This window comes from Phycisphaerae bacterium (assembly GCA_017999985.1).
Taxonomy (GTDB): Bacteria; Planctomycetota; Phycisphaerae; order UBA1845; family Fen-1342; genus JAGNKU01.
Genome location: JAGNKU010000001.1, coordinates 1 through 24,831 on the forward strand (window position 1 = coordinate 1; position 24,831 = coordinate 24,831).

17 protein-coding genes are annotated in these 24,831 nt (G+C 68.5%); 5 read left to right on the forward strand and 12 right to left on the reverse strand.

Annotated features, from left to right (window positions below):
- Together KA383_00005 and KA383_00010 are read right to left on the reverse strand one after the other, a co-directional pair.
- Positions 1-1,840 (reverse strand): trypsin-like peptidase domain-containing protein (locus tag KA383_00005; protein ID MBP7744482.1); only part of this gene is annotated, 1,840 nt, incomplete at its 3' end.
- Between the two features lie 183 nt (positions 1,841-2,023).
- Positions 2,024-3,766, reverse strand: coding sequence for a hypothetical protein (locus tag KA383_00010; protein MBP7744483.1), 1,743 nt, complete (start codon positions 3,764-3,766; stop codon positions 2,024-2,026).
- 280 nt (positions 3,767-4,046) lie between these two features.
- Between KA383_00010 and KA383_00015 the strand changes: the two genes are divergently transcribed.
- The gene (locus KA383_00015; GenBank protein ID MBP7744484.1) at positions 4,047-7,133 is read left to right on the forward strand and encodes a hypothetical protein; all 3,087 of its coding nucleotides are present in this window, start codon (positions 4,047-4,049) and stop codon (positions 7,131-7,133) included.
- Positions 7,134-7,273: 140 nt separating this feature from the next.
- Here KA383_00015 and KA383_00020 read toward each other — a convergent pair whose 3' ends face one another.
- Together KA383_00020 and KA383_00025 are read right to left on the reverse strand one after the other, a co-directional pair.
- The gene (locus KA383_00020) at positions 7,274-8,083 is read right to left on the reverse strand and encodes an ABC transporter ATP-binding protein (protein MBP7744485.1); all 810 of its coding nucleotides are present in this window, start codon (positions 8,081-8,083) and stop codon (positions 7,274-7,276) included.
- Positions 8,076-8,942: an ABC transporter permease gene (locus KA383_00025; GenBank protein MBP7744486.1), complete on the reverse strand. Its 867-nt coding sequence runs from the start codon at positions 8,940-8,942 to the stop codon at positions 8,076-8,078. Before KA383_00025 ends, KA383_00020 begins: the two co-directional genes overlap by 8 nt.
- Positions 8,943-9,159: 217 nt before the next feature.
- Between KA383_00025 and wecB the strand changes: the two genes are divergently transcribed.
- On the forward strand, positions 9,160-10,284 hold the full coding sequence (wecB, locus tag KA383_00030) for a UDP-N-acetylglucosamine 2-epimerase (non-hydrolyzing) (GenBank protein MBP7744487.1): 1,125 nt from the start codon (positions 9,160-9,162) through the stop codon (positions 10,282-10,284).
- Between the two features lie 205 nt (positions 10,285-10,489).
- Positions 10,490-12,397 carry a CocE/NonD family hydrolase gene (locus KA383_00035; GenBank protein ID MBP7744488.1) on the forward strand — a complete coding sequence of 636 codons (1,908 nt, stop codon included), beginning with the start codon at positions 10,490-10,492 and terminating at the stop codon, positions 12,395-12,397.
- An 8-nt stretch (positions 12,398-12,405) separates the two neighbouring features.
- On the opposite strand, the gene KA383_00040 is transcribed toward KA383_00035, so the two are convergent.
- The gene (locus tag KA383_00040) at positions 12,406-14,406 is read right to left on the reverse strand and encodes a glycosyltransferase (protein ID MBP7744489.1); all 2,001 of its coding nucleotides are present in this window, start codon (positions 14,404-14,406) and stop codon (positions 12,406-12,408) included.
- Between the two features lie 102 nt (positions 14,407-14,508).
- Entirely contained in the window at positions 14,509-15,156 is a 648-nt protein-coding gene (locus tag KA383_00045) for a phosphopantothenoylcysteine decarboxylase (protein MBP7744490.1), read from the reverse strand.
- Between the two features lie 140 nt (positions 15,157-15,296).
- Between KA383_00045 and KA383_00050 the strand changes: the two genes are divergently transcribed.
- Positions 15,297-16,763, forward strand: a complete 1,467-nt coding sequence (locus tag KA383_00050; protein ID MBP7744491.1) for a hypothetical protein — start codon at positions 15,297-15,299, stop codon at positions 16,761-16,763.
- Between the two features lie 26 nt (positions 16,764-16,789).
- Here the strand turns inward: KA383_00050 and KA383_00055 are convergent, their stop codons facing one another.
- From KA383_00055 to nfi, 3 genes are all read right to left on the reverse strand, one after another.
- Positions 16,790-17,338 carry a nucleotidyltransferase family protein gene (locus KA383_00055; protein MBP7744492.1) on the reverse strand — a complete coding sequence of 183 codons (549 nt, stop codon included), beginning with the start codon at positions 17,336-17,338 and terminating at the stop codon, positions 16,790-16,792.
- Between the two features lie 75 nt (positions 17,339-17,413).
- Positions 17,414-19,630 carry a DEAD/DEAH box helicase gene (locus tag KA383_00060; GenBank protein MBP7744493.1) on the reverse strand — a complete coding sequence of 739 codons (2,217 nt, stop codon included), beginning with the start codon at positions 19,628-19,630 and terminating at the stop codon, positions 17,414-17,416.
- A gap of 49 nt (positions 19,631-19,679) precedes the next feature.
- Complete coding sequence (gene nfi / locus KA383_00065) at positions 19,680-20,351, reverse strand: deoxyribonuclease V (GenBank protein ID MBP7744494.1); 672 nt, start codon at positions 20,349-20,351, stop codon at positions 19,680-19,682.
- Between the two features lie 58 nt (positions 20,352-20,409).
- Between nfi and KA383_00070 the strand changes: the two genes are divergently transcribed.
- A complete protein-coding gene (locus KA383_00070) occupies positions 20,410-20,676 on the forward strand; it encodes a zinc ribbon domain-containing protein (protein MBP7744495.1) in 267 nt (88 codons plus the stop codon).
- On the opposite strand, the gene ltaE is transcribed toward KA383_00070, so the two are convergent.
- From ltaE to KA383_00085, 3 genes are all read right to left on the reverse strand, one after another.
- The gene (gene ltaE, locus KA383_00075; GenBank protein ID MBP7744496.1) at positions 20,659-21,714 is read right to left on the reverse strand and encodes a low-specificity L-threonine aldolase; all 1,056 of its coding nucleotides are present in this window, start codon (positions 21,712-21,714) and stop codon (positions 20,659-20,661) included. The genes KA383_00070 and ltaE overlap by 18 nt on opposite strands.
- On the reverse strand, positions 21,701-22,633 hold the full coding sequence (locus tag KA383_00080) for a hypothetical protein (GenBank protein ID MBP7744497.1): 933 nt from the start codon (positions 22,631-22,633) through the stop codon (positions 21,701-21,703). Before KA383_00080 ends, ltaE begins: the two co-directional genes overlap by 14 nt.
- An 87-nt stretch (positions 22,634-22,720) precedes the next feature.
- The gene (locus KA383_00085; protein ID MBP7744498.1) at positions 22,721-24,808 is read right to left on the reverse strand and encodes a hypothetical protein; all 2,088 of its coding nucleotides are present in this window, start codon (positions 24,806-24,808) and stop codon (positions 22,721-22,723) included.
- Between the last annotated feature and the right edge of the window lie 23 nt (positions 24,809-24,831).

The following is a 24,831-nucleotide window of genomic DNA, read 5'->3' on the forward strand; positions in this document are numbered from 1 at the left end:
TGGGGGTGAAGACCAGGCTCTGGTAGTCGAGGTCGTTGTCGCCGCTGAAGAGCTGGGTGAAGAAGTCGGGCACCTCCGGCGTGGTGAAGCTGTAGCAGGTCGGATCGATCGTGAGATTGCCGGCCTCGTCGGCCGCTTCGACCTTGTAGTAGTAGGTCGTGTCGTCGGTCAGGCCGGTGACATTCACGACGGCGGCAGTCGCAAAGCCCGACCCGGTCGCCGTCCAGCCCAACTCGTTGCACGACAGGCCATAGCGCACCATACCACGTACCGCCTCGTTGGCCGTAATGGTGACCGTGGCGGACCGCGGCTCGACGCTGGTCGTCTGCACGTTCAGGATCTGCGGGCCAACGCAGTCGACCGCGGCCGAGTCCGTCACCGGCACGTTGTAGTTGCCCGCTCCGTCATCGGCATCGATGTACGTGGCGGTCATGGTCTGGCTGTCCGCCACCTGCAGCGTGCCATCGCCGGAGTTGACTGGGCCGGCGCTGGTCGCGATCGTCCCGACGAAGACTCCCGTGTTGGCGCCAGTTTCGGTGAGCGTAATGGTCTCGGCATCACCGCCGGTCGCGGCCACGGTCACCGCGTGTGTGCCCGTGCCGAGCAGGTCGCCGTCGCGCAGCTCGACTGCAACCAGGTCCGCGCAGCCGTAACGCCCCTTGTCCAGCTCGAGCGTGCCGGCCGGGCCCGGGGTGAGGTACGCACCAATCTCACCGTATACCAGCGTGATCGGCACGCCGCGGTTCGGGCAGTTCGCGCAGTGGTGCAGCGCGATGACCTTGTGGCTCGACCGCGCAATCACGGGCGAACCGGACGAGCCGCCCTCCGTGTCCGCGTAGTAGCCGACGTCGCTGTACCCGCTGCCCTGACAGGCCGGCTGCGTGATCGAGTAGACCCGGGCGATCCCGCCGGCGTCCTGCGGCGCCGTGCTGAAGATCGCGAACTCCTTGGCACGTCCGCCGGGATGCTGGGGGATGTAGATCTCCTCGCCCGGAACGGCGACGCGGTTGTCCAGCTCGAGGTAGCCGAAGGACGCGGCGGGATTCCCGCTCGCGATCTGCACGAGGCAGTAGTCGTAGTTATAGCTGTCCTGGATGAACGTCGCGCCCGAATATACGACCCCCGGGAAGCAGTTGGCGCAGTTGGGGGTGCCGCACGTCGGGGCCTCGGCCATGAAATCGAAGTCGGTATTCAACGCCTCGGATGCCGACGTGATGCAATGCTCGTTGGTGATAACGTGGTTCTCGGCCGACGCGAGCCAGCCGGTGCAGAACGCGCTGCCGTTCGAGAGCAGGCGGCAGACCGCGCGCCCGCGGTTGTACTCGGTGGGATGCGAAAGCTGGTAGCACTTGGCGTTCTGCTTGTCGTCGGTGCCACAGATGGCCCGGCTGGTCGGCGGCGGGCCGAGGTCGATGAACCCGGCCACGTACTCGTCGATCTCGAAGCCGTGACCGCCCTCGTAGCCGACGACGACCAGGTCCAGCAGGACCGTGTCGCCCTTGATGTGCTGCGCCCAGAACGTGCCGGCATTCATCTTGCCCCGCCCCTGCAGCGTGTAGGCCTGGCGGCCCGCCCCATCCGAGACCAGCAGGTAGTCGCCCGGCCCGAGGTCGAAATCGCGGAAGTGGATGGCGATATACGTCGCGTCGGAGTCGTGGAGCTCGTAGCTCCAGCGCGTCTCCGGCGTTTCGCCCGCGCCCTTGTAATCGCGGGGCGTTTCCAGCCGGATCGGGATGTGCGTGCCACCTTCAACCTGGGCTGCGGCGGGCCTCACCAAAACGGCGAGGCTGATCAACGTGGTCGCAACCGCCAGCGTGGCACTGTGTCGCACTGCGAGCATAACATGGCCTCCTGCGCCGTGCGCCTGAACCCGGGAGAAGTGGTTGCGCGGTTTGCGCCGGTCGCCGGGCCGGCGCGGCCACCCAGCGGTCCTCCAGGTTCATAGTAGCCGGACAGGGGATCGGCTTTCAACGCGGGGTTATCGGCGCGGCGCGCACTCAGCCGCGCGTCCCATAATCCGCGCCTACGGCTGCCGCTCGAACACGGCCAGAAAGTAGTACAGCGCCGGATGCAGGTGCAGAAAGACACGCTGCGCGCCGAGCTGGGCGGCGATGCGGTCCAGGGGCGCGCTGTCCGCGGCGGGCCCGCGTTGTCGCACGTAGTGGGCACGGAATTCCGGGTCCGCGCGCAGGGCGCCATCCGCCGCGGTCCAGTCGGAGAGCGCGAAGTCAGCGGGGGGCGGTTGCGTCGGATCGCCGGGCGCGGTGAGCACAAGCACGATGAAGGCCGGGCGTTTGTCCAGTACGTAGCGCGGATCGTACAGCTTCGACAGGAACGCACCCGGCAGGGCCGCGATATGTCGATCGGTCAGGCCGGTGAGATCCAGGATGCTCTGGTCGATGCACGTGTATCCCACGATGCCGATGTCCATGAGCGCGATCGTGTCGCCGGGACGGGCGGCAGTGTCGCGCAGCCAGCGGGCGAGCGCGGCGTGACCGTGCGCGTAGCCCACGGACCGCATCACAACGTGGTTCCGCAGTCCCGCCTGCAGGCCACTCAAGTGCAGCCCCCAGAGCAGGGGGACCGCCAGCGCGGCGAGGAGCCCCCAGCGCGTCCAGCGGCGTGTTGCCCAAGCGAGCATGCGCACCCAGCCCAGCGCCACAAACACGGCCAGCAGCGGCATGAACGGCACGATCAGCCGGCCGCCGAGCATCCAGTCCGTCCCGGTGACAAACGGCAGCGTGGCGCCGACGACGGCGACGAGGATGGCCGGGGCGCTGCGGCGGCGCACGGCGCTCGTGCCGACAATCAGCCAGCCGACAAACGCGAGGAATACGCCGGGCGAATCGCCGAACGGACGCAGCGCCGCGGCGCGAATGTAGCGCCAGGCCTCCAAGGCGCCAAAGCCGCCGGACTTGGCCCAGTACGTGTTCGGCACCCAGTGCCCGTCGTACGCCAGGAGTCGAAACACGAGGTGTGCGGCCACGGCGACAACCACGATGAGCGCGTCGGGCAGCAGATGGCGGCGCACCGCCGGCAGCGCCCACCAGGTGGCGAGCCGCCGGCCAAGTGTACCGTGCCCCGGTCCGCGCCAGGTCGCGCTGCACAGTAGCTGTCCACACCAGAATACAGCGAAAAGCAGCGCCCCCTCGGGGCGCGTGAGCGCGGCGAGGGCAAACAGGACGCCGGAGCCGCGCCAGCGACCGCCCTCCAGGCTGGTGAGGCCGGTGCACACGCCGGCCGTCAGCAGCGCGCCGAACAGCGTTGTTTCCAGGCCGCTGGTGCTGTTGAGCGCGTACCCGGGCGCCAGCGCCACCAGGGTCGCGGCGACCAGCCCGCACACGGTGGCGCGGAGACCGCTGTCCGGCGTGGCGTCATCGTCGAGCCGCCGCGCGAGCCAGAAGCTGAGCACGACGCCGATCGCACCGCTCACCACGCCCAGGCCCTTGGCGCACACGGGCGCGGCATCCGCGCCGCCCAGCGCGATCACCGGCACCAGCAGGAGCATGAGCAGAAAATTCGTGTAGCCCTCGACATGCTCACCGTCGTTGAAATAGGGCCCGCGGCCGAGCGTGATGAAGCGGCTGTACCGGAACGTGATGTACGCGTCGTCGTTGACGTAGGGCCAGAAATACGCCGCGAGCGCCAGGAAGCCCGCCACGGCCACAAGCAAACCGATGGCCCCCAGCCGGTTGACCGGCCGCCGTACGGCGGCGCGCTCTGCCGCGGGCTGAGCCGGCACGTGCGGACGAGGGTGGTGCGACATAGCGGCTTCCGAGTCGACCGGAGCCTCACGCGTGGCGCCCGCGCCAGGCTCCGACCCGCGTGCGGCCATGATACCGGGTCTGGCATATTGTGGTGAAACGCGGCGCGCCGGCGGGGCTTCAATGCGTGCGGGTGTTGCGGTACAGTCCTGCGCGAATGCCCACGGGGCTGCCGCTTACACACCCATATGAGGAGCTGCCATCGTGTCTGCCAACCCAAGCCACCCGCCAAGTGCTTCACGCCCAGCATGCGCGTCCGTTGCATCCGCCCGGTCGGTGCCCGTGGCGGTGCTGCTGGCCCTGCTCGCGGCCGGCCTGCCGGCGACCAGCGCCGCGGATGAGCCGGCCGCGCAGCCCGCGTCCCATCTCGTTCCGGCTGACAAGGGATGCTCCGCGGAGCAATTGACTGCGCTGCGCGCCCGCGGCACGCAGCGCGTCTACGCCGGCGCCGCGCGCAAGGCCATCGGCATGCCCTGCGGCGGACTGTGCGCCGGGCAGCTTTTCGTCCGCGGCGACGGCACGCTCGCGAGCTGGGAGATCGACGGGCGGACGTACTTCGGCGGCGTCGGGCACACGAGCTACGACACGTATCGGCCACGGCAGCCGATCGCGCAGGGGTTCGCGCTGGCGGTGCGCGACGCGGACGGCCAAGTGTCGCGTGCCACGCTCGACGACGCGGGCTACGACGCGATCGAGTTCGTCGGCGAGTATCCACGGGCCCGCGTGTGTTACCGCGCAGCCGGCGCGGCCAGGGCCGTCCCGCCCGTCAGCGTGGACCTGGAGGTATTCAGCCCGTTCATCCCGCTCGACGCGCGGGCGTCGGCGTTTCCGGCCACGGTGCTGCATTTCACTGTCACCAACCCCACCGCACAGCCCTTCACGGTCGCGCTCGGCGGCTGGCTGGAGAACATGGCCTGCGGCGAGCGGACCAACGACCTGACGATCAAACGCCGCAACCAGGCCATCGTCGGCGACGGGCTGACAACGGTGCTGATGGACGTGGTCGAGGGAAGTCCGCCCATGCCGGCCGGCCCGGCCAAGACGAAGGTCATCGCCGACTTCGAAGTGGGCACGTACGACGGGTGGACCGTCACCGGCGAGGCGTTTGGGCAGGAACCCGCCCGGGGCACGCTGCCGAACCAACAGGAAGTGAGCGGCTTCGGCGGCGCGCGACTGGTCAACACGTTCCATGGCGGCGACCCGACGACGGGCCGGCTCGTCAGCACGCCGCTCAAGATCGACCTGCCGTACCTGACCTTCCGCATCGGCGGCGGCCGGCACCCGGACGCGGCGTGTCTGAACCTCGTGGTGGGTGACCGCGTGGTGCGCAGCGCGACCGGGCGCGACAACGAGAAACTGGAGCCGCGTGTATGGGACGTGAGCATGTTCGCGGGGCAGATGGCGCGGATCGAGATCGTGGATACGGCCACGGGCGCTTGGGGCCACATCAACGTCGATGACATCGTACTGACCAACGCGCTCGGGCCGGAGTACCGGGAGTACGATGAGGCCGCCCTGGGCTTCGGCAACCTGGCGCTGACGCTGCTCGGCGACGGCCAGACGACGCTGCACTGGACCGACCAGAATGCGTTTCTCGCATCGCTGCTCGGCAGAGAGGTTCGTTCGGTCAGCGGCAGCCAACTGGAGCCGGGCGGCGGGCAGCCGCTGGTCGGCGCGGTGACAAGCCAGCTCACGCTGGCCGCGGGTGCCACGCAAAATGTGACCTTCATCGTGTCGTGGTATTTCCCAAACCTGCACACCGGGCACGGCCGGATGTACACGAACTGGTTCGGCGACGCGCGCGATGTCGCGCGGCAGCTCGCGGCTGACCTGCCGCGCCTGCAGGCCGAAACGCGGCGCTTCTGCGATAGCTACTATCGCGGCACGACGTTGCCCTGGTGGCTGGCGTCGCGGCTGATGATGCCGGTGGCCAACCTCGCGACGGGCACGGCGCAGTGGTGGCAGAACGGGCGCTTCTGGGCGTGGGAGGGCGCCTACTGCTGCAGCGGCACGTGCACGCACGTCTGGAACTACGCGCAGGGCGAGGCCTGGCTGTTCCCCGAGCTGGCCCGCTCGGCACGGACGATGCAGGACCTCGGCGCGGGGTTCGAGGAGACCAGCGGGCTCGTGGGTTTCCGCAGCGACCGCAACTTCGCCGCCGACGGCCAGGCCGGCACCATCCTGAAGTGCTACCGCGAGCATCTCACGTCCGCGGACGACGTGTTCTTGCGCAAGCACTGGACGCGCATCAAGGCGGCGCTCGAATACCTGATCAGCGAGGACGGCGACGATAACGGCCTGCTCGAGAGCGACCGACAACACAATACGTACGACATCAATTTCGTCGGCCCGAACACGTTCGTGGGCTCCCTCTATCTCGCGGCCCTCCGCGCCGGCGAAGAGATGGCCCGCCACGTCGGCGACACGCCGGCGGCGGAGCGCTATCGTGCGCTCTTCGAACGCGGCCGCGACTGGACGGCCAAGCACCTCTTCAACGGTGAGTACTACGAGCAGCGCGTGCCGCCCGGCGACACGCGCGACTGGCAGTACGGAACCGGCTGCCTCAGCGACCAGGTCTTCGGCCAGAACTGGGCCCACGTGCTCGACCTCGGCTACATCTACCCGCCGGAGCAGGTGCGCAGCGCCCTGACCGCCGCGTACAAGTACAACTGGGCCCCGGACGTCGGCCCGCTCAACGCCGTGTATCCGCCGGAGCGGGTCTTCGCGCGTCCCGGCGAGCCGGGCCTGTTCATCTGCACGTGGCCGCGCGGCGGGCGTCCCAAGGAGCCGGTGCGCTATCGCGACGAGGTGTGGACCGGCATCGAGTACCAGCTCGCGGCGGGCCTGGTCTGGGAGGGCTTCGTCGACGAGGGGCTGCTGATCGTACACGGGGTCGAGCAGCGCTATGACGGCGCGAAGCACAACCCGTGGAACGAGGTCGAATGCGGCGATCACTACGCGCGCGCGCTGGCGTCGTGGGGCGTGCTGCACGCGCTGGCGGGCTTCACGTTCGACGGGCCGGCGGGGCGGCTGGGCATCGCGCCGCGATTCCACCCCGACGACTTCGCGTGCTTTTTCGCCGCGGGGACCGGCTGGGGCAATCTGGCACAACGCCGGACGGACGCGGGGCAGTCGAACCAGATCGAACTGCGCTGGGGCACGCTGCGGTTGAAGCGGTTTGACCTGGAAGTGCCGGCGGACGCGGCGGCAAAGGAGGTGGTCGTCACGCTCCGCGCTGACGAGGCCGGTACGCCGCAGACGGTGCCGGCGAAGCTCGCGCGCGAAGAGGCCCGCTGCGTGGTGGAACTCGATCAGCCGGTCGAGCTGCAGGCCGGCCAGCAATTGCGAATCGAGCTGCGCCGCCAGTAGGACTTCCACGTCCGGGTTGCGGGTCGGCGTTGCAGTGTGCCACTGCGCTTGAGCAGTGTCTCGCACGGAGGGCACTGCTCGAGAGCAGCGGCACATTCGCACGACAAGAGCGGAGCTCTGTCGCTCCCCGGCGGCGTGACTCAGTCGCTGTGCGTGTGGGCGGTCTTCGCGCCGGCGGGCTGCGTGGCGTTGTACGCCGCCACGACGTCCGCGGGTGTGCCGGCGGCCTTGATCTGCCCGTCATGAATCCACAGGGCCTTCGTGCACACTTCCTGCACCAGCGACATGTTGTGCGTCGCCAGCACGACCGTCTTGTGCGCGCTGCGGAAGCGATCGAGGATCGTGCCGGCCTTCGCGCGGAACGCGCTGTCGCCGACGCTCAGCACCTCGTCCAGCAGCAGTACATCCGGGTCGATGTGAATCGCGATCGAGAAGCCCAGCCGGCCGCGCATGCCGGCCGAATACGTGCGGACCGGGGCGTCGATGAACTGGCCCAGCTCGCTGAACTCGACGATGTCCTTGAAGCGCGCGTCGATTTCGCGCCGCGGCAGTCCGAGGATCGACCCGTTCAGGTACACGTTCTCCCGCCCGCTCAGGTTCGCGTTGAACCCGACGCCGAAGCTGAGCAGGCAGCCGACCTTGCCGCGCACCTCGACGTGGCCGCGATCGGCCTCGCAGATGCCCGCCAGCGTCTTCAGCAGCGTGGACTTGCCCGAGCCGTTGCGGCCGATGATGCCCACCACGTCGCCGGGCCAGGCGGTGAAGTCGATGCCGCGGAGGGCCCAGAACTCCTGCTGCCAGCGTCCGTTCGCCTTCGCCGCCGAGACCATCCGCACGAGCCGCACGAACGTCTCGCGCAGGGTGACCTCGGCGCGGTGATAGCGAATGAGAAACTTCACCCACACGTCGGTGGCGCGGATGGCGGGCGGGCTGTCCGGGCGTTCAGACATACTTGGCGAACTTACCTTCGCCGCGGCTGAACACGGCGTAGCCGATCAGCAGCGTGGCCAGCGCAAAGCCCAGCACGTACAGCGTCTGCCAGGGGTCGGGCGCGTGCCGCGCGATGAGCGCGCTGCGATAGCCCTCCAGCAGGCAGGCCATCGGGTTCAGCATGTACAGCCGCAGGTACTGCTCCGGGATGCGGGTGTGCTCGCCGTGGACGTAGTACAGAATCGGGCTGGCATAGAAGCCCAGCCGCAGTGCCACCGTGCTGATGTTCGCGGTGTCCGCGAAGAACGCGCCGAGGTACGCCACCAGGTAGGCCAGGCCGGTCGTGAGCAGCAACTGGATCAGAACCAGCGGCAGAAACCAGAGCGCGTCGAGCGAGAGCGTATGGCCGCTGACCAGCAACACCACGACGAGCACGAACAGCCCCCACGCGAAGTCGTACAGGCGCGAGAGACTGATCGAGAGCGGGAACACCGCCTTGGGGAAACTGATCTCGCTGATCAGGCCGCGATTGCTGCGGATGCAGTTGACCGCCTGCGAGATCGTGCCGTCCAGGAACCGCCAGGCCAGCACGCCGACGAAAAGATAGATCAGGTAATTGACCGCCCCGCCCTGGGCCTGCCGGAAGAGCACGCCGAACACGAGGTAATACACACCCAGCGATAATAGCGGGTCGAGCAGGTTCCAGAGGTTGCCCAGCACCTTGTTGCGGTGGCCGGCCTTCAGGCTGCTGGACACCAGGTACACGACGGTTTCGCGCCGCGCGATCAGCTCGCGCAACCGGTGTAGCAGGCTGGGCGAATGGTTCGACGCCGCGGCCACCGGGATCATCGCACACACCCCGATCAGCACTGTTCGCATACAAAAAGGCCCGCGCGCGGAACGGTTCGCCGCCCGCCACGGTGCCGCGCTGGTCTGCGGCGCATAGCAAACCAACCCCAAGGAAATGTCAAGACCGGCCGGCCCGACTATACTCGGCCCCGGCTGTGCGTCGGTCCCTTGCGGTCCGGCGCGGGACGGAGAATGATGGACACACCCCGTCCGCCGCGCGGCGCGCGGGCGCAACGAGGAACTATCGGTGAAGGTGATCAACATCTGCGGGGCCCGGCCCAATTTCATGAAGATCGCGCCGCTGATGCGCGCCTTCGCCGCCCGGCCGGAAATCACCGCCCGGCTCGTCCACACCGGCCAGCACTACGACGACACGATGAGCCAGACGTTCTTCGACGACCTGCACCTGCCGCGCCCGGACGTCAACCTCGAGGTCGGCAGCGCATCGCACGCCGTCCAGACCGCCCTCATCATGCAGCGCTTCGAGCCGATCGTGATCGCCGAGCGACCCGACGCCGTGCTGGTCGTCGGCGACGTGAATTCCACCATCGCCTGCGGCCTCGTCGCCGCCAAGCTGCAGGTCCCGCTCGTCCACGTCGAGGCCGGCCTGCGCAGCTTCGACCGCACCATGCCCGAGGAAATCAACCGCGTCCTGACCGACACCCTCAGCGACCTGCTCTTCGTCACCGAGCCGTCCGGCGTCGAGAACCTCCGCCGCGAGGGCATCGCCGAAGAGAAGATTCACCTGGTCGGCAATGTCATGATCGACACTTTGCTGGCCCACCGGCCACTGGCCGACCGGTCCCGCGTGCTCGACCAGCTCGGCCTGACGCCGGGCCGCTACGGCGTCGTGACGCTGCATCGTCCGGCGAACGTGGACGATCCGGCGGTGTTTGGCGGCATCTGCGACGCGCTCGACGAAATCCAGCATACGCTGATGCTGGTCTTTCCGGTGCACCCGCGGACGCGCGGCAACCTGGAGCGCAACGGCCTGCTCGCGCGCCTGCAGGCCATGCCAGGTGTCCGGCTCACCGAGCCGCTCGGATACCTCGATTTCCTGAAGCTCATGACGACGGCGGCCACGGTGCTGACCGACTCGGGCGGCATCCAGGAGGAGACGACGGTGCTCGGCGTGCCGTGCCTGACGCTGCGCGAGAACACCGAGCGCCCGATCACCATCACCCAGGGCACGAACCAACTAGTCGGCCTGGATCCGGGCCGCATTCTCGCCGGCTACCAGCGGATCCGGGAGGGCCGCATCACGCATCGCATTCCGGAGCTATGGGACGGTCGGGCCGCGGAGCGCATCGCCGACCGACTGCTGCGCTGGCACACGCAGCGGCGCGCCTCGTCCGCTGCACCGGCGTGCTAAGCACCCCTCGACGTCGCCACGATAATGATAGTGAGGACGACCGGCGCGCCGGGGGAGCGTTTAACCGCTGGTCGTCGGGCTCGAACACGACGGAAGAACGACGATGCGCGCCGTTGGGCTGGGTTTTCCGAGGTTATCGGGCCGGTGCCGTGGCGGCTGCGCGACAGCCGCCCTGTGCGCGGTGCTGTCGCTGCCCGGCTGTGGCGTGCCCACGCCCGAATCGTCCTACATCCCGATGGATGACGGGACGGAGATCGCCATCGACGTCTGGCGCCCGGGAGGGGCGACCGACAACACGCCCGTCCCGGCGGTTGTGCGTCTGAACCGCTACTGGCGCGATTATGAGCTGCCGGGGTCATTGCCGGAGTTCATCGGCAAGTACCTCGGCAGCGTCGATTGGCTGAACAACGCGGGCTACGCCGTCGTGGCCGTGGACGTGCGCGGCACGGGGGCCTCGTTCGGCGTGGCGACGACGCCGTGGTCGCCGCGCGAAGTGGCCGACTATGGTCTGATCGTGGATTGGGTAATCGCGCAGCCCTGGTCCGACGGTCGCGTGGGCTCGGTCGGCGTCTCGTACGAGGGTGTGGCCGCCGACTGGCTCGGAGCGCTGCGGCATCCGGCCGTGCGGGCCGTCCTGCCGACGTACAGCTACAGTGACGTGTTTCTCGACGTGAGCCACCCGGGCGGGATTTTCAACCAGCGCTTCGTGAAGGCCTGGAGCGATGTGACGGCCCTGATGGACCGCGACGAGGTCAGCTTCCTCGACATCGTCGCCGCCGCCAACCCGTACGGCCTGCTGGCGACTTTCATCGACGTCGCGTCGGCGGCGCTGCTGGGCGTGCGTCCCGTCACCGGGGCGGGCAGCGCGCTGGCGGATGCCATCGCCCAACACCAGGACAACCCGAGTGTGTTCGACGCCGCCGCACCGCTCGAGTTTCGCGATGACCTGTTCGGCGATGTCAGCGTGGCCGACGTCAGCCCGCTGCTGGGGGCGGCCAGCCCGCAGCGCACCGCCGCCATCCAGCGCGTCGTCGGCTGGCTCGACGCCGGCACCGCGCGCGGCGCGCTGCGCAGCTTCAACACGCTGGACGCCGACTACCACGCGCTGATCATCGCGCCGGAGACACACACGGGTAACTACCGCGCCGATGCGTACGAATTCGGCGACCCGCGCCCGCTCCGGCGGACGGAGGTGATCAACGACGTCTGGCGGGCCGTGCCGTTCTTCGACGCCCATTTGAGGAACGGCGGCGCCGCCACGCCACGCCGGGAGGTGCGGTATTACACGTATGTCGAGCGACAATGGAAGACCACCGCGGAGTGGCCGCCGGCGGGGTTTGAGACGCAGCGCTGGTACTTCGCGTCTGGCGGCGCATTGAGCCGGACAGCCCCGACCGCCGAGATCGGCGCGGACACGTACACCGTTGATTTCGAGGCCACCACCGGGCTCGACAACCGCTGGTTCTCGGGGCTGGCGGGCGTGCCGATCCGCTACGTCGACCGCGCGGCGCAGGATCAGCGGCTGCTGGTCTACGAAACGCCGGAGATGACCGAGGACGTGGAGCTGACCGGGCACCCAGTGGTCAGTCTGCAGGTAAGCTCCACCCACGAGGATGGCGCGTTCTACGTGTACCTCGAGGACGTCTTTCCCGATGGCAAGGTCGTGTACATCACGGAGGGCGAGCTGCGCGCGATCCAGCGCGCGGTTTCCAGCGACACGTCGCCGGTCGCGATCTTCGGGCCGTACCACACGTTCGCGCGCGCCGACGCCGCCCCGCTCGTGCCGGGCGAAGTAGCCGAGATCACGTTCGACCTGCTGCCGATCTCGACGATCATCCGGGACGGGCACCGGATTCGCGTGGCGATCGCCGGTCACGACGCGGACACGTTCGTACGCTATCCGGCGGAAGGCACGCCGACGCTGGCGATCCAGCGCAACGCGCGGCACGCGAGTTGGATCGATCTGCCGCTCAAGTCCCGCGGCGACCTGGGCCCGCTGCCCGAAACCCTGCCAACCACACAGCTCTATACAACCGCCCTGTGCCCCACGGCGAGCGTGCTGTGCGTGGCGCTGCCGCTGGCGTGCTGGCGCTGTCGCCGCCGCCGGTCATAGCGTCACATTCAGACCGTCGCGACCTGGACGGCGGCCGCGGGCACCTCACCCGTCGGCGCGGCGTTGCGCACGTAGTTGAAGCGATCCGCGGCGTAGGCCGACGGCAACTCCCGCGCGACGGCTGCCCACCAGTCCGCGGGCGTGCCGGCCTCCGTCAGCGCAGCGGCGGCGGCCAGCAAGCGATCGCGATCCAGACACAAAGTCCAGGGATGCACTGCCGCGCCCACGCGATACTCACCGCCTGCCCCCACGCTGCGCGGCGCCCCACGCCCGTCGGACTCGTAGAACGCGGCCTTGCCCAGCGCGGCTTCCGTGACGTACAGCGTGGCGTGCGCATAGTCCGTGAGATACTCCGGTCCGTAGTAGTCGCGCGGATTGAGCGCGGCGACAAAGCCCGGCGTGCAGGCCCGGAGCGCTTCACCGAGCGACCGGCCCCACGGTGGACCGTCGGTCGCAACCACGTGCACCGCGTCGGCGCGCCGCGTGATCTGATCGACGCTCGCCGCTGCCGCCGGCTGCGTCGCACACAACACCAGCCGCTTGTGCTGATGCGTCTGCCGGCGGAAATTCTCCCACGCCGCGCCGACCTGGGCCGCGCTGTCGGCCGCCGCGAGCATCGTCACGCAGGGCCGCGCGAGCGGTGGGCGCGCCAGGCCGAGCGCATCGAGAATCGTCTGCAAGCGGTGCGTGTACGTGTGCGCGGCGAACACGCGGCGCTGGCCGCGCAGCGCGAGCCGGTCGCGGTACTCGTCGTCGCCCAGCAGGCGCGCCAGGTGCCGGCGCGTGGTCGCCGCGTCGGTGCTCATGAGCACCAGGTCTTCCCCGAACAGTTCCCGGATGCCATCCGAATACGAGCTGATCACCGGCGTGCCGCAGGCCAGCAGCTCGAACACGCGTCGCGCGAACATCGTCGGCGAGTTCGTCACGCTGTTGACGTTGAGAAAAACCTTGTAGCGCTTGTACGCGCTGAGCATCTGTGCGTAGGGCAAGTTCCCGCGGAGCGCGGACCGGAACGCGCGCGGCCACTGGTAATTGGGGTCCGCCGCGTTCGCCATCCGGTCAAAAATGTGCAAGTCGAAATCCAACGCCGGGCGCAGAATCACCGCGGCGGCGTCCTGCCGGTGCGAATGCCGGTGCTGATACCACGTCCCCGCGAAGCACACCGACCCGTCGCGCGGCTGCGTCAGGACCGGGTTGTTCAGCCGGGGCTGCGCCGCGAACGGCAGCGCGAAGACGCGCTCATGTTTGACCTGCTCGCGATAGGCGGGGAGGCAGTTCGCGTCCGACGTGAAGACGTGGTCGAAGAGCTTCGCCGTATCGATGAAGAATTCGAAGTTCGGCGGGTCTTCCTTGTTGTAGAACACCGTCGGGATGCCGCGCTCCTGGCACCAGGCGACGATGTCCAGGATGGCGTAGCGCGTAACCATGTTCGGCTGGCGGCCGAGGTCGCGCAGCTGGTAGTGCCAGCTATCCGCCAAGCCGCGCCAAGTCGATTCGATCAGCAGCAAGTCCGGGCGGCGCTCCGCCAGCGCCGCCTGCCACGTGTTCGGCATGAACGTGTAGACGTCCGCCTCGAACTGCCACGCCCACCACGAAAACTCGTCCGTCACCGCCGCGATGCACAGGTCGCGCCGGCGGCGCAGCTCCGGCGGCACCGTCGCGTACGGCTCACGCACCAGCGGTACGGCGTCGAAGTGCGGGGCCGGCGGATGCGCGCCGGGCGCGGCGGGTTTGCGCCGACCTGCCGTGGTTGCCCGGCGTTCACGCTGTCGCCGGATGCCTTCGAGTACCAGGCTCGCCAGGCGCACCGGCAGCTTGAGCGTGTCCAGCGACGGCCGCGCCGCCCGCACCAGCGCGTCACCCAGCCGGTAACGCACCTCCGACTGCCGCTGCTTCAGCTCAGCCTTGTAGTACTCGAGTTGGGCTTTAAGCAGCTCGACCTGCGCCTCGGCCTGGCGTCGCCGTTGCCGCTCCCGCTCCAGCTCGTGATGGTCACCTGTATTGGCCATATTCGTTGCGACACACGCGCGCCGTGGTCGCACGTACCCCGGCGCATGGGATACCGCGGCCATGGTATCGCCCCCCGGTAAAAGCGTACATCGGCGCCGACGCTACGCAGGCGGCCCGAGCCATTCGATGAGCCAGCGTGCGAAGGCAGTCTTGCTGAGCCGCCCCGTGTCGCCCGCCGGGGGCGCAACCGCCGCGCCTGTGGCCGTGAAAAGCGTGGCCCGAATCTCGTCCGCCCCCATCGTCTCCAGCGGGTTTGCCACGATCGCATCGAGCCCCTTGCGCAACAGCTTCTCGCGGGCGCGCTGGGCCAGCACCGCCGGCTCCTCCAGCGCAAACCCGATGATCCGCTGACTCGGGCGCTTCCGCGCGGCGCACGCGGCCACGAGGTCCGGCGTCGGCTCCAGCTCCAACACGAGCTTCTCATCCCGTCGCGGAAGCTTCCGCGTCGCCGCCAGTCGCGGACGATAGTCGGCCACCGCCGCTGCCATGATGAGCACATCGCAGCCAGGGAACTGCTGGTCGAGCAGAGCCGCCAGCTCGCCGGTGGATTCGAACCGCAGCGTTCGCACCGCCGACGGCACGACGGCCACCGGTCCCAGCAGCAGCGTGACGTCCCACCCCGCCGTCGCGCCTGCCTCGGCCAGCGCCACACCCAGCCGGCCACTCGACCGGTTGGCGATGTAACGCACCGCGTCGATCGGCTCGTGCGTCGGTCCGGCGGTGATCAACAGCTTGCGGCTATCCGGCATTGCGGCGCTCCCGGCGTCACGTTCGCGCTGAAATTAGCCCGTCAGCCGGCCGATCGAAAGCCCCAGCCCGCAATTCGTGCGCCGCAACCTCCCGATGAGAAGGGCAGACGATCCGCGACCTCCATCCACGGGAGCCGCCCATGGCGCATAAACGCCGACATCATCGCCCCGCCGACAGGGCCGAAACCGGGAGCGCGCCCGCAGACACCAGCGGCCAACGTGCGCCGGCCCACGTGCTGCTCGCCCTCCCGACCACCGGCGAGATTCACGTCCAGACGTTGGGGTCGCTACAGGCCATGATGGGCACCACGCGCCGCGCCGCCGACGTCACACTCGCGTGGGAGAACATCCGCCCCGTCGCCGAATGCCGCAATCAGCTCGTCCGCGACTTCCTCGCCGACGAGAGCCGCACACACATGCTGTTCGTCGATACCGACATGGTCGTGCCGCCGCACGGGCTGGATACGCTGCTGGCGACGGAGGCGCCGCTGGTCTGCGGGCCGGCCCCGATCTGCCGACGCATCGCTCCGCCGGGCGCAGCCCAGGCCACATTTCTGCTTACGACCAACATCGTCGACGCCCAGGAGCCGGGTCAGCGCGGGCAGCCAATCGCTCCCGATGACCCGCACGTGCAATACGTCCGGCGCGAGTACGGCAGCCATCCCGCGGAGCCGTTCTATTGCGACGCGTCGGGGCTGTCGTTCTGCTTGATCGCGCGCGAGGTGCTCGAACGGATCGAGCCGCCGTGGTTCGCGGCGATCAGCGTGAACAACCGGGCGAGCGTCGGCGAGGACGTGTACTTCTTCCGCAAGGCGCGGCAGGCGGGGTATCGGCTGCTGGTGCACCCGGAAGCAATGTGCGATCACTTGAAGGCGGCCGACCTGACGCGCTTCGAGCAATTGCTCGTACCGAACCCGCCCGCGCCACGGTGGGCCGGCCAGCCTGCCGGCACGATCCCGCCGACGATGGTCGTGGCGGCGACGCGCGACCATTGGCTGGATTTGAGCACGGCGGAATGCCTCTTGTGCTGGCAGGCTGATCCCGCGATCCGCGCCGGCGTGCGGATCGTGGAGACGGATAGCCCGGCGTGGGCGCTGGCGCGCTTCCTCAACCAGTCCGGGGCCCAGGACCCGTATTGGCAACGGCTGCTGCTCATCGGGCGCGGTGTGGTGCCGACACACGACGTGCTGGCGCGACTTGCCGCGCTCGACGCGCCCGTCGTCACGGCGATGAGCCGCACGGTGGTCAACGGGCAAACCGCGTTCAACTTCGCGCTGCGCGATCCGGCCACTGGCGAGCTGCAATATCCGCCGCACCTGCCGATGGCGGATCTGACCAGGCCGTTCGAGGCGGAGACGGTCGATCTGGCGTGCACGCTTCTGCGGCGTGACACGTGGCAGCACGTTTCGCCGGCGTTGCACCATGCGATCGATCAACCCGACCCGGAGCGTGCGTTCTGTGGGAAGCTCGTGGAACTGGTGCGAGCTGCGACGGGCCGCAAGCCGGTGGTCGCGCCGCTGCTCGTGGAACGCCGGGGAGACGTGGGGCTGCTGGGGCTCTTGCAGCTCAAACAGCGGCTGAACGCACCCGCAGCAGTGTCCTGTTAGCGCGCGAGCAGCGGGGCTGGGGAAACCTATTCGTCTACTTGCTGCTCGATGCTCGCGAGTCGCTCCCGCAACTCGGCGGGGAGTGCTCGCCGTACGGACTCATCGATCAGTCCGACGCTCAGCAAGTCAGCCACATGGACGCGATCGATGTCGCGGTAGGACGTGAGCTTCATGCGAACGAGGGCCGGCAGCGACAAGACTCGGAACCCCTCCGGGTCGAGCTCCGCCTCGTCAACGGACGGCGCCGGCACGGTGTACGACGGCCGGACGTGCTCGTCGGCCCAGACCAGGCGCACCCCTGCACGCCGGCTCGGCTCTTCCGGATCAACGAACAGCACCAGGCTGCGTAAGTCCTGACGCTCGAATCCCAGTCCGCTGATCACTGCCGTCACGCGGTCCAGATCCGCCCGGCGTACGAGCAAATCCACGTCCTTCGTCGACCGCGTGGCGCTCGGGTCCGCGCGCGCGACCCACGCCGCCACCGCGTTGCCGCCCACCACCGCGTAGGAAATCCCCGCCGCATTCAGCGCTGCGGTCACACGCCGCAGGCGCCGCTCCACCCGTTCGACTGCCATCGCATAAGCCCTGAAGGAGATCATGTTTCTACGCCGATTATACCGCGACCGGCGGTGCGAGCAGCTTGTCCGTTCTTATGACCGGCCGGACGCCCGTACTATCCCCTCGGTCTTCATCACCGCCTGCATGCTCTGTGCTTCGGACAGGAACCGCTGCGTGTACTTCTCGTCCACGCGGGCACAGGTCTTGGTCGCCAGTTCGCCGATGCGCTGATATTCCGGGTCCTCGGTCCGCACGAAGAACTCGCCAGCGAGAATCACCAGGCGTAGCAGGTGTCGCAGGATCAGCCCCTCCTGCTTGATGAGGTCCAGCGCCTTCACGCACTTGAAAAACTCGCCGTCACGGAGGAACGCGTCGCCGGCGATCCACTTCGGCTGGACGAACGCGGGCTCGGGCGCGGCCAGCTTCGCCTCGAACGCGATCTTCAGCATCTCCGGGAACGTCGGCGGATGTTCCTCCTCGTCCTCCTCCCACGCGTCCACCCAGCGGCGCGGGCCGTCCTCCGGCGGCGCTTCTGGTCGCGTGACCGTCACACCCATCGCGATGAGCTGCGGCTCCAGTACCTGTGCCTGCAACGGCCCCTTGGGGACCGTGTCCGGAATCCGCACGTGCCGCAGGATCACCGGCGGTACTTCCAGCACGGCCTCCAGCGCGAGCAGCTTCTCGTCGGCGTTGGCGTAGTTGAGCTGCTCCGCGATGAAGTCGCCGAAGAGCGGATCGACGCTGCGGTAATTCAGCAGCCGGTAGATGCTCTCGTTCAGTGTTACGTGCTCACCGTCCGCGTCGCGCGTGAGATAGCTTAGTGCCTGCAGATTGTCGAGCATGAAGTCGAGCTGCTTACCAAACCGCTCGATGAACTCCGCCCCGGCGAAACGCTTGGCGATGAAGTCGCGCACCTCGCGCAGCGTGCCCGTCCGCGTCAACAGGAAGATGAGCACCGAGTACGGGATCATCCCGCGGCTAAACAGTTTCGCCGGCCCGGCGGCGATCAGCGTTTTGAACTGCCCCTCGCTCCAGTACTGCTCCGTCTTGCGGCGCGTCGGGCGCTTGCGCTCCAGGTCCTTCTTGATCCGCAGCAGGCCGGGGTCCTTGGTCTGGGCCGGAATCTGGTCGTACTTCTTCCGCCACTTGAAGATCTTCACGTCATCGTCGTGGGCCGTGACGAAAACGTGCCCCTGCGTGTCGAACTGCGGCCGGCCGGCGCGGCCGAACATCTGGTGCGCGCTGCTGGCGGGAATGAGCTTCTTCTCGCCGTGCTTGCCCTTCAGCAGCGTCGTCAGCACAACCGAGCGCGCCGGCAGGTTGATCCCCGCCGCCAGCGTCTCCGTACAGCAGACCAGCGGCACGAGCTTGCGCTCGAACAATTCCTCGACGATCAGCTTGTGTCGCGGCAACACGCCCGCGTGGTGCACGCCGACGCCGCGGAGGAGCATCTGCTTGAGCTTCGGCCCGACGCCCTCCGACAGGTCGCCCTGACACGTCTCCAGGTGGGCCTCGATCTCCTGCCGCTGGCGGTTCGAGATCAGCGCCAGCCCCTTGAGCTTTTCCGCCAATTCCCAGCATTCGTCCCGATTGAACGCGAAAACCAGCGCCGGCGTGCGGCAGGCGTCGCCATCGCCCTGCGACATCTGCACAAGCTGCTCGGTCAGCAGCCGGTCCTCGACCCAGTGATATTCGAGGGGCACGCGGCGTTCGACGGAGGTGATGACCTGCACGCGGCGGTTGTGCTTGTTCTTGAGCCAATCGGCGAAGTCGTGCGGGTTGCCGACGGTCGCGGACAGCAGCATGACGCGCACGTGGGGCGGCAGCAGGACGAGCGACAGCTCCCATACGACGCCACGTTCCATGTCGTTGAAGCTGTGGAACTCGTCCATGACGACGGCGCCGACGTGCTCCAGGTCGGCGACGGTCGGGTCCGTGGCGAGCAGGTGATTCAGCAGGATTTCGGCCACGACGACGCGGATCAGCGCGTCCGGGTTCTCCCGGCGATTGCCGGTGATGAAGCCGACCTCGCTGCGCGGGAAGCCCCAGCGCTCGACGAGGTCGCCGAACTCGCGGAACTTCTGCTCGGTGAGCGCGATGAGCGGCGTCGTGTAGTACAGCCGCTGGCGCGTGTGCAGCGCTTCGTAGATCGCGGCTTCGGCGATAAGCGTCTTGCCCATGCCGGTCGGCGCGCAGACCAGGATGCCGCCCTCGCACTCGAACCACGCCAGCAGCGACTCTTCCTGCACCGGGTAGAGCTGGTACGGGACGGACTCCAGGAACTTCGAGCAAATCTCGTCGCGCGTCATAGTGACAGCATAACGCCCAACCGCATGGCTGGCGCCCGCCAGGGCAGATTCAGCGCGCGCGCTCCGCCGTCACGAGTTGGTGCGCCAGTCGGGTTGGCTCCGGCAGCCGGTACTTGGTCGTCGCGGCGAGAGTCAATCGCACGGCGCTTTCGTGATCGCAGAGATGTCCCGGGCTGATGAAGAGCGGTTTCACGCCAGTGCGCGTCCGGAGGACCACGCCGACCTGCTCGCCGTTGTGCCACAGCTTGCTGGCTCCGCCGCGCTGGGCCGGCGGGTCTTCATATGTGCCAAGCAACCGCGACTTCGCGCAGCCGACGGTCGGGATGCCAAGCCACAAGCCGATGTGGCACGTCAGGCCGATGCGGCGCGGATGGGCCAGACCCTGCCCATCGCACAATACCACCTCCGGCACCGTGTGCAGCTTGCGAAACGCGGCCACCACGCCCGGCACTTCGCGAAAGCTCAGCAGCCCCGGCACATACGGAAAGCGGCACGGGACGCGCGCCGTCCGCTGCTCCAGGATTTCGCGCGTCTGCAAGTCCCACACGACGACCCCGGCGATCACGTGCTGGCCGTCGGGTGAAAATGCCACGTCGGCACCGGCCAGTATGTGCACATTCGCCCGCACGGGTTCGAGGCGCACCTGCGGGGCCAGCCGTTGCTGCAGGGCGATCGCGGCCCGCGGGCTGCGCGGCCAAGCATGTAGGGTCGCAATTCTCATCGCTGCGCCAGCCGCTAGAATACACGCTCAGACATCACGTTCGCCATGCGAGCCGCCTGTGGACGAGAACGACACGTACGAGCTGGATGAATACCGTCAGGAAGAGGGCAGCGACCTTGTCCGCTGCGCCAAGTGCGGTGCGCTGATCAACGCGTATGCCCGCCGGTGCCCCGAATGCGGCATCCACTTCGACGGCGAAGCCTACGACTTCGCGCCGCGAACCGGTCTGAAATTGCCGCGGGCGCTGCGCTGGATTGCCGGAGCCGGCCTGCTGCTCGTGGTCATCGCGATCGCCGCGGCGCTCGTGCTAACGTACAGACGCTGACTTCGCGCCGCAGCACAACTCGCGGAACACGCCAATCGCATACTCGATCTGGTCACGCGACACGTCGAGATGCGTCACCGCCCGTACCTTCTGCGGCGCTGTCGGCAGCATCCATACGTCGCGCTCGCGCAGCCGCGCGACCAGGTCCGCTGCCGTCGCGAACCCTGGCTCGACGTCGAAGATCACGATGTTCGTCTCGACCGTCCGCGGATCGAGCTTGATTCCGGGCAACTCGGCGAGCGCCTCCGCCAGTCGCCGGGCATTGGCGTGATCCTCCGCGAGCCGCTCGATGTTGTGATCCAGCGCGTAGAGCGCCGCCGCCGCCAGGATCCCCACCTGCCGCATGCCCCCGCCGAACATCTTGCGGAAGCGGTGGCAGCGCGTCACGAATGGCCGCGGGCCGGCAACGATCGAGCCGATCGGCGCCCCCAGACCCTTCGAGAAGCACATCGACACGGAGTCCACGTGCTGCGTGTAGGCCGTCGGCTGGCGGCCGGTCGCGACGCACGCGTTCATCAGCCGCGCGCCGTCCATGTGCACGTGCAGGCTGTGCCGCCGGGCAACCGCGTGAATCTCCGCCACCTGTTCCACCGGCCAGATGCTGCCGCCGCCGCGGTTGTTCGTGTTTTCGATGATGACCATGCGCGAGCGCGGGTAATGCACGTTGTTCGGCCGGACGAGCGCCTCGACCTCGGCCGCGGTGAACACGCCGCGGAAGCCGGGAATCGGGCGGATGCTGACGCCGGATAGCGCCGCCGGCCCGCCGGCCTCGAAGTTGTAGCTGTGCGTGGCCTCGGCGCAGATGATCTCGTCGCCGGGCTCGGTCACCGATCGGATCGCGACCTGGTTCGCCATCGACCCGGACGGCACGTACAGCGCCGCTTCCTGGCCGAGCATTCCGGCCATCCGCTCCTGGAGCCGAATTACCGTCGGATCGTCACCCAGCACGTCGTCGCCGACCTCGGCGGCGGCGATGGCCGCGCGCATGCCCGGCGACGGTCGCGTGACGGTGTCGCTCCGCAGGTCAACGGGCGTCATCCTGCGTCCCCTTCCAGCGCTGTGCGGCTTCCTGGACCAATTTCGTGACGCGCTCGATCTCCTGCTGGCGCAGTTGCGGCTTGGCGGTCTCGAAATACCGCTCCGGCTTGGTGTTCTTGATGCCGCAGATCCTGGCCGCGGCCCGGTAGGCGACGTAATCGAAGGGCTGCCCTTCCGTCTGCAGCCCCGCAACCATGATCGCGGCCCCGGCCGGGTTGCACTGCTCCAGCGCCTTTTCCGCCGGCTTGTTACCCGCGCGCGCCAGGTCCAGCAGCGCGTTGACCGCCTTCTCGGAGGAGAATTGCGCCAGCGCATCGCAGGCCAGCCCCAGCGTCGCGGCGTCCAGCTTCGGCCGTGCCACCAGCTCCAGCACACCGGGTTCCGCGGCGGACATCTCGAACGCCGCCACCATCTGCAGCGCGCGCTTGAGTTCCGCCGGCTTCGCGTCCGGATTCTGCAGCACCGGCTTCACATCGGTCTCGTAGAGCTTCTTGCCGTACAACTGGAGAACGAGCCGCAGCTTGCTCGCCAGCGACCCCGCCTGGGCCACCCCGCTGGCCCCCAGGTCGCCCAGCTTCTCGCCGTCGGGCGTCACAAATGACATCATCATGTTCGCGCTTTCCGGCAGACCGAAGTCCTTCAGAATGTCGCGATGCTGGCTGCGCGAGAGCTTCAGCGGCACGAACCGCTGGCACAGGGCCAAGACGCGCGGATCGGACAGCGCGCGGCGCTGCTCGTTCTCGAGCTTGTCGTCGCGGTCCTTGGACGACGCCAGCACGTAGACCATCAACGGACGGTAGCTCCGTCGTGCTTCGGCGATCGCCGGCTGTGGCTCGGTCATCCACTGGATGACACTTTCCTGAGCCGCCGCCACCCCCATTCCCAGCCACAGCGTGAGCAGCAATACAAACTTCGGCACAGCACACCTCCTGACGTTGGACGACTTCGTCCTGCAGTATTGTACGGGGCCACACCGCCCGGCGGCGAGCCTATCCCGCGGGGCCGGCTATTGCCCCGGCGCCCCCGCCAAGATGCGCTCGCACTCGCGCAGCGCTGCCTGGAGCTCACTTTGGGTCGCGTCAGACAGGCCCGGAATCGCCTGCGCATGGCGCTCGCGCCACTCGCGCACCAGTTCGGCCGCTTCTCCGGCGGCCCCGATACGGACCAGCGTGCCGGTGATCCACGGATACGCGCGCACGCCGATCGCCGGCTCGCGCTGCAGCGTTGCCCGCCACAACTCGAGGGCCCGCGGCAGGTCTTGCGGCTCAGTGGTGAGCATCAGGAGGCCGCGCTGGAGCTGCGCGCCGGCGTCGTCCGGCCACCACAGCGTGCCGGCCCGCTCCCGACGTCCCAGCTCCGCCAGCAGCGGCGACCCGGCCCGGACCCAGAGCGTCGCGTACTCCGCATCCAGGACCGGAATCCACTCGGGTTGCCCATCGATGACCGCTGACAGCCGCTTGGTCACGCCCCACTTGGGCAGCAGCACGACCTCGGTGGCATGCTTGTCCAGCAGCCGCGCGACCGCACGTCCCCCGGCGGCGTCCAGCGGCCCGAGCAGCCACAGGTAGGCCAGGTAATGGTCCTCCGAGTATACCTGCTGGGCCCGCCCGTCAATGAAGACGCGCGCCCCGGGCACCTCGAACATCACGGCCCCGGCGACCTTCCATTCCGTCATGACGTTCGGCGTCAGTTGGTTCCGCTTCAGAAACTCCAGCGCCTGGCGCGGCGTCTGCACGTTGCGCGTCACGCGATCGAGCAGGTTGTACGCCGCGTCGGTCGGCACGTCGGTGACCAGCTCGCTGTACGCGGATTTCACCGTGCGCCAGCCGAGCGCCGCCGCGCCCGCCCACGCCCCCAGAAACACGGCATCGCGCGCCCAGTTCCGCGTAGGCAGCGACAGTGACCGCCCGAGGCGCAGCGTCCAGGTCGTCAGCGCGGGCGTCGCCAGAATGTAGAAGATCGGGGCAAACCGTCGGGCGAACAGCGCCATGCCCAACCCGATGCCGACCGCTGCAAGGTCGAATAGCACGAGTTGCCACTGGATCGGCGGTTGCGCCATCGGCCCCCCGCGACCGGAGGTCGTCGCATAACCGACGGTCATCCCGTCTGACAGCGGCGGCGCGACCGCGTACGTCATGACCGGCTGCAGACCGCGCAGCCGATCCCAGCCCCGCAGCAGCAACATGATGAGCGGCGCCGCGGCGGCGATGGCAACCGCCATCCAGAAGCGCCGCGTCCCCGGAAACGCCGGGCGCGCGACGAAGGGCGAAAGCCACTCGCCGACCGTGCGGAACTTCTCGCTTTCGACCACCTTGAACGGGTGCGTGAAGTTCTCCACGCCGTACGGACTGACGAGCGCCCCCAAAAGCACGGCGACGAGGCCGACTCCGATCACCGCCGCGAGCTGCGCGAAGCTGAGCGTGGGCCGCCGTCGGAAAAAGTATGGCACGACCGCGCACGCCACGAACAAGCCGAGCAGGCCGAATCCAAACAGAAAGCTGCCGTGCGCGTGCGGCCAGACGCCGTATACGAACAGCAGGAGCACGATGGGCCACCACCTGCGGCGCGCCCCCGCGGCGGCCAGGGCGGAAAACGCCAGCCACGCGGCCGCCAGCAGGAAGAACTGCACAGTCGCCGGCCGGATGCTCAGCCAGTCGCGGCAGGCGGTCGCCACGAGCGCGCCGGCCAGTATCGCCGCCGCCCACGAGCCGCAGCGCAAGCGGGTCGCCAGCAGCACGAACGTGAATGTCGCCACCCCCAGCAGCCACGAGCCCAGCACCACGGCGGTCGGCCCCAGCTGGTCGTACAGCAGCCAGAAGTACACGTGGCTGAGCCAGTTCTGGTTGAACCAGGTCTGCCCGTAGAACGTGTAGCTGAACGTGTCCTTCGTCGGAAACTGGGGCTCGGTAAGGATCTGGCGCCCCGCGGACAGGGCAATCCAGGTGTCATTCGAGTAGTGCACCTCCAGCACACCAAAGGCGCACGCGACCACGAACAGCACGCCCACGCCCGCGGCCACCCAGCCGGGCATGGCTGACAGGGCCACCTCATCCGGAGCGGTGCCGTCGGTGGCGGCCGGGGGGCGCGACGGCATGTCGCGCTTCCGCGATTTGCTGG